10 protein-coding genes are annotated in these 10560 nt (G+C 69.8%); 3 read left to right on the top strand and 7 right to left on the bottom strand.

Annotation, left to right across the window (positions count from 1 at the left end; genetic code table 11):
* Positions 1-3 precede the first annotated feature (3 nt).
* Entirely contained in the window at positions 4-1182 is a 1179-nt protein-coding gene (locus tag Q9G87_RS48355) for an ROK family transcriptional regulator (RefSeq protein WP_305923422.1), read from the bottom strand.
* Between the two features lie 236 nt (positions 1183-1418).
* Between Q9G87_RS48355 and Q9G87_RS48360 the strand changes: the two genes are divergently transcribed.
* The 3 genes from Q9G87_RS48360 (at position 1419) to Q9G87_RS48370 (ending at position 3993) form a co-directional block, all read left to right on the top strand.
* Positions 1419-1868 carry an RrF2 family transcriptional regulator gene (locus Q9G87_RS48360; RefSeq protein ID WP_305923423.1) on the top strand — a complete coding sequence of 150 codons (450 nt, stop codon included), beginning with the start codon at positions 1419-1421 and terminating at the stop codon, positions 1866-1868.
* A gap of 190 nt (positions 1869-2058) precedes the next feature.
* Positions 2059-3063: a PP2C family protein-serine/threonine phosphatase gene (locus Q9G87_RS48365; protein ID WP_305923424.1), complete on the top strand. Its 1005-nt coding sequence runs from the start codon at positions 2059-2061 to the stop codon at positions 3061-3063.
* A gap of 144 nt (positions 3064-3207) precedes the next feature.
* A complete protein-coding gene (locus Q9G87_RS48370; RefSeq protein ID WP_305923425.1) occupies positions 3208-3993 on the top strand; it encodes a DNA-formamidopyrimidine glycosylase family protein in 786 nt (261 codons plus the stop codon).
* Here Q9G87_RS48370 and Q9G87_RS48375 read toward each other — a convergent pair.
* The 6 genes from Q9G87_RS48375 to Q9G87_RS48400 form a co-directional block, all read right to left on the bottom strand.
* Complete coding sequence (locus tag Q9G87_RS48375) at positions 3990-4346, bottom strand: helix-turn-helix domain-containing protein (RefSeq protein ID WP_091084154.1); 357 nt, start codon at positions 4344-4346, stop codon at positions 3990-3992. The two genes, Q9G87_RS48370 and Q9G87_RS48375, sit on opposite strands and share 4 nt — an antisense overlap.
* 286 nt (positions 4347-4632) lie before the next feature.
* Positions 4633-5097, bottom strand: a complete 465-nt coding sequence (locus Q9G87_RS48380; protein WP_305923426.1) for a CinA family protein — start codon at positions 5095-5097, stop codon at positions 4633-4635.
* A 30-nt stretch (positions 5098-5127) separates the two neighbouring features.
* Complete coding sequence (gene pgsA / locus Q9G87_RS48385) at positions 5128-5697, bottom strand: CDP-diacylglycerol--glycerol-3-phosphate 3-phosphatidyltransferase (protein WP_305923427.1); 570 nt, start codon at positions 5695-5697, stop codon at positions 5128-5130.
* Between the two features lie 82 nt (positions 5698-5779).
* On the bottom strand, positions 5780-7189 hold the full coding sequence (rimO, locus tag Q9G87_RS48390; protein WP_305923428.1) for a 30S ribosomal protein S12 methylthiotransferase RimO: 1410 nt from the start codon (positions 7187-7189) through the stop codon (positions 5780-5782).
* 122 nt (positions 7190-7311) lie between these two features.
* The gene (locus Q9G87_RS48395) at positions 7312-8082 is read right to left on the bottom strand and encodes a helix-turn-helix domain-containing protein (RefSeq protein ID WP_305923429.1); all 771 of its coding nucleotides are present in this window, start codon (positions 8080-8082) and stop codon (positions 7312-7314) included.
* A gap of 101 nt (positions 8083-8183) precedes the next feature.
* Positions 8184-10553, bottom strand: a complete 2370-nt coding sequence (locus Q9G87_RS48400) for a DNA translocase FtsK (RefSeq protein ID WP_452452047.1) — start codon at positions 10551-10553, stop codon at positions 8184-8186.
* Positions 10554-10560: the final 7 nt, after the last annotated feature.

Raw genomic sequence — 10560 nt, forward strand, 5'->3', positions numbered from 1 at the left:
AGGCTAGGAGCTGAAGATCTCCTCGCGCGCCTGCTGGAGCGCCGCCAGCACCGCCCCCCGCAGCACCGGATTGCCCTCCACGGTGCTGGTGGCCACATGGGGCCGTACGGGGCAGATCTTGGCGACCGCCTCCTCCACGCGGGACGTGAGCGCCCGCCCGCCCGCGTGCCCCACCTCGCCGCCGAGCACCACCAACCCGGGATCGAGGATCACGCAGACCGCCGCGACCCCGAGAGCCAGCCGGTGCGCGATCTCATCCAGCAACGGCTCGCCCTCGGCTCCGGCGGCCACCGCGACCTTGACACACTCGCCGGCGCTCCCGGCCGCGAAGCCGTACTCGCGGGCCAGCTCGCTGACCGCCTCGGCGCTGACCAGCGACTGCAGACCGCCCGCCAGCGAGGGCAGCCGCCCCGGCAGGGTGCGGATGTCCTCGGGCAGCGGCACACCGGGCACCGGCAGGTAGCCGATCTCGCCCGCACTGCCGGAACGCCCCCGGTGCAGCTTGCCTGCGAGCATGACGGCCATGCCCAGGCCGCGGCTCGACCACAGCAGCACGAAGTCGTCGAGGCCCTTGGCGGCCCCGTCGGCGCGCTCGGCGATGGCGGCGAGGTTGACGTCGTTCTCGATCGTCACCTCGCGCCGCAGGTCGCCGGCCAGGGCCTCGTGGATGCCCTCGTGCCAGCCGGGCAGGTCGAAGGAGAAGCGGACGTCGCCGCTGCGGGGATCGACCACGCCCGGGGTGCCGATCACGACTCCGCGGAGTTTGCCGAGACCCACCTTGGCACCGCGGCACGCCTTCACGATCGCGTCGTGCACGGCCGAGACCGGGTCGTCGTGGGCGTGCGGATCGACCGTGACGTCGGCGATCGTGTGGCCGTGGATGTCGGCGATCGCGCTCGAGATCAGGTCGGGCCCGACCTCGAGCCCGGCCACGTATGCGCTGGAGGCGATCACCGAGTAAAGCGCCGCATTGGGTCCGCGGCCGCCGGCTTGCGCGCCGACCACCTCGACCAGGCCGCGCTCCTCCAACCTGGCCAGCGTCTGCGACGCCGTGACCTTGGACAGGCCGGTCAGATCGCCGATCTGACCACGCGTCATGGGGCCAGTGGCCAGTAACAGCTCCAGTGCGGCCCGGTCGTTGATCTCCCTGAGTAGTCTGGGCACACCAGGGCGTCGCTCCACGCTGAATCCCACCGTCACATCGGAAAAGGTTGTTGGAAGTTTAGCGCTCCCATCCGCGCGTGACGTCGCAGGTGAACACGAGATTTCCGCATGATCACCCCGTCGTCGCGCCCCCGCGCTCGGCATCGTGACCCGCCGCTCAGCCCCGGGTGGAAGGCCCTGCCGGATTCGGGTCTCGTGCCCGTTCTGACGACCTTGCGCCTAACCAGTGTTGACCAGGAGGGATAATCGAAAACATGCGCCTCTCCGCTCGTGTCGACTACGCCCTCCGAGCCGCCGCCGAACTCGCCGCAGCCGGTGCGGGCCCGACCACCGTGGGCGAGCTCGCCAAGGAACAGGACATGCCACCCAAATACCTGGAAAACATCCTGCTCCAGATGCGCCGTGCCGGGCTGGTACGGGGACAGCGGGGGCCCGAGGGTGGATACGTGCTGGCCAGGCCCGCCTCCGCCATCTCGTTGGCAGACGTGATCAGGGCCGTGGACGGCCCGTTGGCCAACGTACGCGGCGAGCGGCCCGAGCACGTCGGCTACCGGGGGCCGGCGGAGTCGTTGCAGCAGGTGTGGATCGCGTTGCGGGCGACCGAGCGCGCCATCCTGGAGGAGGTCACGCTCGAACAGGTCGCCTCCGGGGCGCTGCCCGAGCGCGTTCGCCAGCTCGCCGCCGACCCCGCCGCCTGGGACTGAGCCGGCACACGCCGCCCAGGGCCTCGCCAGTTTGCCGGAATCGCCACCACAATGTCACTAAGAGTGAGAAGGTGGCTACTCGGCAACTGAATGGATTGCCCCGAGGCAGCAGTCCAAGGAGGTCCCCATTCCGTGGCGAACCCCCTTCAAGGCCCGGCGCCGGCTCCTGCCGGCCCTGCTGGTGGGCGAGGTGTTCGTCGCACTGGCCGACGCCTTCTCCACTCCCGTCGTGTTGCCCGCGCTGCTGGCCGGGCCGATGATCGCCGCGCACTACCTGACCGTCCGCCAGACCACCTTGGTCACGGCCGCGGCGCTCGCTCTGACCCTCCTGCTGCCGTTCTCGGGAGACGGCTCGGAGCTGCCCCACTTCCTCATGCGGACGCCGATCGTCGCCGTCGGAGGGCTGCTGTGCGTCGCCCTCGCCCGCCGTCATGAACGGCAGCGCACCGACTTGAACCGCATCACCCGGATAGCCGAGCGGGCGATGATCCCTTCGCTGCCCACCGAGCTGAGCGGCGTCCACCTGGCCGCCCACACCCGGTCGGCGACCCCCGGCGCCCGCATCAGCGGGGACCTGCACGAGGCCATCGCCACGGCCACGGGGGCGCGGCTGATCATCGGGGACGTCAAAGGCCACGGCCTGGACGCGGCCCATCTCAGCGCGGCGGTGCTGTGCGCCTTCCGCCGTGCCGCCGCCACCGCCCCTGACCTGGTCTGCCTGGCTCGTGACCTGGACACCCGCATCGGACCCGACCTGGGTCCCGAGGACTTCGTGACCGTCCTGCTCGCCGAGTTCGTGCCCGGCGGAGTTCTGCTCGTCAACTGCGGCCATCCCGCCCCTATCCGGATCGGCAGCCGGCTGCGCGTGCTCGAGCCGCCCCGCCCCTGCCGGCCGCTGGGCCTGTCTCCCGACCCGTACGTGTGGCGCGTCCGCCTGCTGCCGTCGGACCGCCTGCTGCTGTTCACCGACGGGCTCACCGAGACCCACGACCGGAGCGGCGCCCAGCTGCCGTTCGACGAGCACCTGCATGCCGCCCTGACCGCCCCCACACTGGAGGAGGCCGTGCGCGACCTGCTGGACCTGCTGCGCGGGCACGCCACGCGCACCCGATCCGACGACCTGACCCTGATCCTGGCCCAACCGGCCCCGTATCCGCCGCCATCCCCCGGCGCCCGACACCACCACGAGGCCTGACCAGCCACCCCACCACCCTTGCACCAGCTCTGCGCGCCAGCGGATGAGCGGGTCACTTCCGCGTGGCTTTAGCTTGGAGATCGGCCCGCACAAAAAGGCTTAGCCTGGAGAGCTGCCTAGAGAAATGCCTGGAGGCGCCCCGAGATGCCTGAAGGAGACGCCGTCTATCGGACGGCCGCACGCCTGCGGGACGCTCTGGACGGCCGCATCCTCATCAGGTCCGACTTTCGCGTCCCTCGATATGCCACCGCCGACCTGACGGGCCGCGCGGTGCTCGCCACGCTCTCACGGGGCAAGCACCTGCTCACCCGCGTCGAAGGCGACCTGACCCTCCACACCCACCTCCGGATGGACGGCAGCTGGAGAATCAAGCCGGCCTCGCCCCACATCGCACCACCCCCCGGCGACCAGGTCAGGCTGATCCTGGCCAATCAGGAGTGGACGGCGATGGGCGTCAAGCTCGGCATGGTGGACCTCGTCAGAACCGGCGAGGAGGCGCGCGTCGTGGGCCATCTCGGCCCGGATCTGCTCGGCCCGGACTGGGACCCGGACGAGGCCGTGCGGAGGCTACGAGCGGCGCCCGGCAGGACCATCGGGGAGGCGCTGCTCGATCAGCGCAACCTGGCGGGGATCGGCACGATCTATCGCGCCGAGACCTTGTTCCTGCGGGGGATCTGGCCGTGGCGAAAAGTCGGGGAGATCGAGGATCTCAACGGGCTCGTGTCGTTGGCGCAGCGACTCCTGGACGCCAACAAGACGTACGCGGGCACGGTGACCACAGGTGATCGCCGCCCGGCGAACCAGACCTGGGTCTATGGCAGGGCGGGGAGGCCCTGTCGCCGTTGCGGCACCCGCATCAGCCGCGGGGAGATGGGGGCGCAGCCACAGGAGCGGCTGATCCTGTGGTGTGCCGGCTGCCAGCCGAGCTAGGCAGCCACCATGTCCTTGACTTCGGGGAACACGGAGTCGGAGATCGACCCGGGAACCGTCTCGGCAAGGGGCAGGCGCTCGTGCTCCGGCACATCGGCAAGCACAGGAGCGGCCTGGAGCTCCGCCAGCGCGAACTGGTCGGACACTTCACGCAACACCTGCGAAAGCGGCACCCCGAGCGCGCCGCAAATGGACGCGAGCAGCTCGGACGAGGCCTCCTTCTGGCCGCGCTCCACCTCGGACAAATAGCCGAGCGAGACACGGGCAAGCGTGGACACCTCGCGTAGCGTGCGTCCCTGCCGCACCCGCAACCGCCTCAGCACATCGCCGAGCAGCTGACGCAGCAGAATCATCTGTCGCTCCCTCCCCGGCGCGGAAGTTTTCACCACGCCTCGCGCGATCGGATCGTGCCGCACTTTGGTCTTCTTAGCTTCGTACATACTCCTCGCCGTCATCACTGGGCGTCGCTGCCCCTGAACCGCCGCTCGTGCCTCATTGCGCGACTCATCAGGCCCGCCTGCCGGGCGCTCGGTGCTTGCAGTTGGCTCACGGACCTCACTCACAGCTCCACCGTACCCGTATCCACCGACACCGCGTCAGACCGCGTCAGGCATGTTCGCTGGGGACGTAACACGGTAATCATCCGGATTGTTCCCCTATGTTCGCCTTCAGCACACCTGCCAGGAGATCAACGGCCTCGTCCACCGTCTCTACCCTGATACGTTCGCGCGACCCATCAAGTCTCAATTCCCGGGACCAAATCTGCCCGCCAGGTCCGGAAACGGCCATATGCACGGTCCCCACGGGCTTGCCGTCCTGCGGCTCTGGCCCGGCCACCCCGGTCACGGCCAGCCCGTACGTGGCCCCGCACAGCCGTGCGACCCCCGCCGCCATAGCCGCGGCCACCTCCGGGTGCACGGCCCCCTCACGCCGCAGCAGCTCCTCCGGCACGCCGAGCAGCTCCCGCTTGAGATCGGTGGCATAGGAGATCACCCCACCGCGGAACGCCTTCGACGACCCGGACACCGACGTGAACGCGGCCCCGATGAGCCCGCCGGTGATCGACTCGGCCACTGCCACCGTGGCGGACCGCTGCACCAGCATGGACAGAACCCCGGCCACATCCACCGTCGATCACTCCCCGCGCGCCTGCTTGGCCACCTTACGCAACCTCACGGCCCGGATCACATAGTCGACGCCGGTGGCCACCGTGACGATCAGCGCAGCGCCCATCACCACCCACCGCACCACGTCAGGCACCCACGGCAGGAGATAGAGGACGATCGCGGCAATCTGCAGCACCGTCTTGACCTTGCCGCCATAGCTGGCCGGAATGACGGCGTGCCGCAGCAACACGAACCTCAGCGCCGTGACGCCCAGCTCCCTGCCCAGGATGATCCCCGTGACCCACCACGGCAGCTCACCCAGGATCGACAGGCACACCAGCGCGGCGCCGGTGAGCGCCTTGTCCGCGATCGGATCGGCGATCTTGCCGAAGTCGGTGATCAGGCCGTACCGGCGGGCCAGCTCGCCGTCGAGGTGGTCGGTGAAAGAGGCCACCGCGAACACCGCCAGCGCGGCCACCCGCCAGCCCGCGCCCGGCAGGAAGAGGCAGACGACGAAGAACGGGACGAGCGCCAACCGGAGGACCGTGAGGATGTTGGCGATGTTCCACGGGCTCACCACCCGGCGCTCGTCTTTCATCACGAGACGGCCTCCGGAGTGAGCATCGCAGGGAGCGCCAGCGACCGGGGAGCGGAGCGGAGGAGGCCGTCGGGGAACACAATCATGGACTGGCCTTGATGCGCGCGATCAGGTCGACCCCCTCGGCGTCGACCACGAGAGCGCGCACGATCTGCCCCCTGACCAACCCGATGCCCTGCACCGTGACCGAGCCGTCGACCTCGGGCCCCTGGTGGGCGGCCCGGCCCTCGTAGCCGCCGTCGCCCAGGTCGTCGTCGATCAGAATGTCGACCTCGGTGCCGATGCGCTCCTCCGCCCGCTGGGCGGTCAGCTCCTCGGCCAGTGCGGTGAGCACCCGCACGCGCTCGTCGATGACGTCCTGGTCGAGCTTGCCCGGCAGGTGCGCCGCCTCGGTGCCGTCCTCGTCGGAGTAGCCGAACACGCCGATGACGTCGAGCCTGGCCTGCTCCAGGAAGCTCACCAGCTCGCCGAACTCCTCCTCGGTCTCCCCGGGGAAGCCCACGATGAAGTTGGAGCGCACGCCGGCCTCAGGGGCGCGCTCACGCACGGCCTCCAGCAGCCCCAGGAAGCGCTCGGGGTCGCCGAAGCGGCGCATCCTGCGCAGCACGCTGTTGCTGGCGTGCTGGAAGGACAGGTCGAAGTAGGGGGCCACACCTTCGGTGCCGGTGATGACGTCGATCAGCCCGGGACGCAGCTCGGCCGGCTGCAGGTAGCTGACCCGCACCCGCTCGATGCCGTCGATGGCGGCGAGCTGCGGCAGCAACGTCTCCAGCGCCCGCAGGTCGCCGAGGTCCTTGCCGTAGGACGTGGAGTTTTCACTGACGAGGACGAGCTCGCGCACACCCCGGTGGGCCAGCCAGTCGGCCTCGGCCAGCAACTCGTCCGGCGTGCGCGAGACGTAGGAGCCGCGGAAGGCCGGGATGGCGCAGAACGTGCAGCGCCGGTCGCAGCCGGAGGCCAGCTTGAGCGAGGCCACGGGGCTCTCGTCGAGCCGCTTGCGCAGCACGCGCGGCCCGCTGGAGGGCGCCAGGCCGTCCGGAAGGTCGCCGTGGCCGGGGATGTGGGTCTTGGGTGCGCTGGCACGCTCCACCGGCGAGATGGGCAGCAGCGTGCGGCGGTCGCGTGGCGTGTGGGGCTTGAGCGGCCGGTCCGCGAGCACGTCGTCGAGCCGGTCGCCGATCTCGGCGTAGTCGTCGAAGGAGATGACCGCGCTGGCCTCGGGCAGCGCCTCGGCCAGCTCGTTGCCGTAGCGCTCGGCCATGCAGCCCGCGGCGACCACCTTCGCGCCGGAGTCGGCGGCCGCCAGGAGCGTGTCGATGGAGTCCTTCTTGGCGGAGTCGATGAAGCCACACGTGTTGACGACGACGACATCGGGGTCGTCGTCGCCCAGCTGCCAGCCGGCAGCCTCGAGTCGCGCGGCCAGCTCCTCGGAGTCGACCTCGTTGCGGGCGCAGCCCAGAGTGATCAGCGATGCGGTTCGGCGGGATGACATGGTGAACACTACGGTATCGGGAGTTGGCCACTAACCGATGCACGGGTCGCGGGAAGCTTGCTTCCCCCGACAGACAGAACGCCTCTCCTGCGCCCTTTTGGGGGTCGCGTGGGCCCCGCGGATTACCTCGCGCGCTGTCGCGTCTGCTGTTTCGGCGCCTCGAACGAGCGCCGCACCGCCTCCCCCCGTCCCCCGAGCCCCGTCACCCTCTTGCCGTTGACCAGCACCGACACCGCACTGGCGTCACTCAGGACCAGGTTGACCTTCTCCGGCGTGCGCCAGGTGGAGGTCCGGCCGGCCTTCAACGTCCCGGAGAACAACGGGCGACCTTCCGCGTCATGCACGTTCACGTACGACGACCGCCTGGCCTTGAGCTGCACGGTCACCATGCGCTTGCTGCTCACGCTGCGTGACGGCCTGGGCGTCTCCGTGATGGGTGTGTTGGGCGGAACGCTCGGCCGGGCCGAGACCTGCCGCACGCCGGCGGTCTGCACGTGGTCTCCGGCACCGCCCACCACCCGCATCATGCCGAAGACCACCACGATCGCCAGCGCCACCCCGAGCGCCATCGTCCAGTTGGGCCCCCGCCGCACCGGCACGTTGATCTTCCTGTCGGCCTGGAACACCGCCGCCGCCCGCACCGGCTGGGGCGCCCCGCCGTGCTGCTGGTCGTAGAGGTGCACGGTGGCCTCGGGATCCAGCCCCACGGCCTGGGCCACGGCCTTGACGTGCCCCCTGGCGTAGAACTCGCCACCACACTGATCGAAGTCGTCCTGTTCCATGCCATGGATGATCGCCTCGCGGATCCGGGTGGCCGCGCTCACCTGCGCGACCGTCAGCCCCGCCGACTGCCTGGCTGCCGCCAGTATGGCTCCGATGCTCTGCTCCTGCACGGCGAAACGCCTCCCCGATGGCGCCTGGTCTGAACCACCACGACAACATTGCGTAGTGGTTCATATTCAACCAGTAGCTACCCCGCAGGGACGCATTGGGGTCATTCGCCACGCAGGTCGGCCAGCAAACCCGCGAGGTCGTCCGGCTTCACGAGCACCTCGCGAGCCTTGGACCCCTCGCTCGGGCCGACCACGTTGCGGCTCTCGAGCAGGTCCATGAGCCGCCCGGCCTTGGCGAAGCCGACCCGCAGCTTGCGCTGCAACATCGAGGTCGAGCCGAACTGGGTGGTCACGATCAGCTCGGCCGCCTGGATCAGCAGCTCGAGGTCGTCGCCGATGTCCTCGTCGATCTCCCGCTTGACCGGCGCAGCTGCGACGTCATCGCGGTATTCGGCCTGCATCTGCTCCTTGCAGTACGAGACGATCTCGGCGATCTCCTTCTCCGAGACGAACGCGTTCTGGATGCGGATGGGCTTGCTCGCACCCATCGGCAGGAACAACGCGTCACCCTGGCCGACCAGCTTGTCGGCGCCCGGCTGGTCCAGGATGACCCGCGAGTCGGTGAGCGAGGAGACCGCGAACGCCAGCCGGGACGGCACGTTCGCCTTGATCAGGCCGGTGACCACGTCCACGGACGGCCGCTGGGTGGCGATCACCAGGTGGATGCCGGCCGCGCGGGCCAGCTGCGTGATCCGCACGATCGAGTCCTCGACGTCGCGCGGCGCCACCATCATGAGGTCCGACAGCTCGTCCACGATCACCAGCAGGTACGGGTACGGCTGGTAGACCCGCTCGCTGCCGGGCGGCGGCTGCAGCTTGCCCGCCCGCACGGCCTTGTTGAACTCGTCCACGTGCCGGAACCCCGACGCGGCCAGGTCGTCGTAGCGCCGGTCCATCTCGCCCACCACCCATTCGAGGGCCTCGGCGGCCTTCTTCGGGTTGGTGATGATCGGGGTGATGAGGTGCGGGATGCCCTCGTACACGCTCAGCTCGACCCGCTTGGGGTCCACCAGCACCATGCGCACCTCGTCCGGCGTGGCCCGCATGAGGATGCTGGTGATCAGCCCGTTGACGCAGACCGACTTGCCGGCGCCGGTGGCGCCCGCGATGAGCAGGTGGGGCATCTTGGCGAGGTTCGCGACGATGGTGCGGCCCTCGACGTCCTTGCCCAGCCCGACGATCATCGGGTGGTGATCGGCCTGCGCCACCTGGGAACGCAGCACGTCACCGAGCGACACCAGGTCCTTGTCGGCGTTCGGGATCTCCACCCCGATCGCCGACTTGCCCGGGATAGGCGACAAAATCCTGACATCTGCGGATTTAACGGCGTAGGCGATGTTCTTGGTGAGCGCCGTCACCTTCTCGACCTTGACCGCGGGGCCCAGCTCGATCTCGTACCGGGTCACGGTCGGCCCCCGGGTGAACCCGATCACCTGCGCGTCGATCGTGAACTGCTCGAGCACGCTGGTCAGCGCGTTCACCACGGTGGTGTTGGCCTTGGTCTGCGGCTTGGGCGCGCTGCCCTGCTTGAGGAACTGCAGGTCAGGCAGGCTGTACGGCCCCGCCTGCGGCGACAGCACCAGCTGCTCGACCTTGCGCGGCGCGGGCGTCGGCTGCGGCGGCTCGGGCCTGCGCTCCGCCTCGGCGGCGGGCGGCTCCTCCTCGTCGGTCAGCCCGGGCACGATCTCCGGGGAGTGATCGGCCCGCTTGTCCGGCTTCTCGGCCAGGACGGGGGTGTCGTAGGGCTTGACCGTGTCGCCGCCCTCGCCGGTGTCGGACTTCTTGACCCGGGTGCGCTTCCTGCCCGGCTCGCGCGGCTGCGGCTCGGCGTGCCGCTCGAACAACATGTGCTTGAGCTCGCCCAGCCGCTCGGGGATCCGGTGCACAGGGGTGGCGGTGATCACCAGCACACCGAACCCGGACAGGAGCAGCAGCAGCGGGATCGTGATCCACGGCGGCAGGAGGCTCATCGGCGGCGCCGACACGATGAACCCGATCATGCCGCCGGCGGCCGACACCTTGTCCATGCCTTGACCCTCGCCGGCCGGGTATGGAGTGCCGTTGGCCACGTGGATCACGCCGAGCACGCCGACGAGCAGTGCCGCCCAGCCGATCACCATGCGGCCGGTGTCGGCGTTCTGGTCGGGGTGGCGCAGGTAGCGCCAGGCCAGCAGGCCGAGCAGCAGCGGCAGCGCCCAGGCCAGCGACCCGAACACGCCGCGCACGGTGGTGTTGACCACGCCGGAGATCGCCCCGTCGGCGTTGCGCCAGGTCATGGCCGCCAGCACGATCGCGCCCGCGAGCACCGTCAGCCCGATCCCGTCGCGCCGGTGCGCCGGATCCAGCTCGCGGGCGTTCTTGCCCAGCGCGCGAGCCATGCTGCCGACGCCGTTCGCGAACAACATCCACAGCCCGACGATCAGCTTGCCGATCATCGTGAAGACCCAGCTGATCGGATCCTGGTGGGTCATCGAGGGC

The organism is Nonomuraea turcica (genome assembly GCF_030718205.1).
GTDB lineage: Bacteria > Actinomycetota > Actinomycetes > Streptosporangiales > Streptosporangiaceae > Nonomuraea.

Coding starts and splice junctions, on each gene's coding strand:
- Q9G87_RS48360 (WP_305923423.1), top strand. CDS start 1,419: ATGCGCCTCTCCGCTCGTGTCGACTACGCCCTCCGAGCCGCCGCCGAA.
- Q9G87_RS48370 (WP_305923425.1), top strand. CDS start 3,208: ATGCCTGAAGGAGACGCCGTCTATCGGACGGCCGCACGCCTGCGGGAC.
- Q9G87_RS48375 (WP_091084154.1), bottom strand. CDS start 4,346: ATGATTCTGCTGCGTCAGCTGCTCGGCGATGTGCTGAGGCGGTTGCGG.
- Q9G87_RS48380 (WP_305923426.1), bottom strand. CDS start 5,097: ATGCTGGTGCAGCGGTCCGCCACGGTGGCAGTGGCCGAGTCGATCACC.
- pgsA (WP_305923427.1), bottom strand. CDS start 5,697: ATGAAAGACGAGCGCCGGGTGGTGAGCCCGTGGAACATCGCCAACATC.
- rimO (WP_305923428.1), bottom strand. CDS start 7,189: ATGTCATCCCGCCGAACCGCATCGCTGATCACTCTGGGCTGCGCCCGC.
- Q9G87_RS48400 (WP_452452047.1), bottom strand. CDS start 10,553: ATGACCCACCAGGATCCGATCAGCTGGGTCTTCACGATGATCGGCAAG.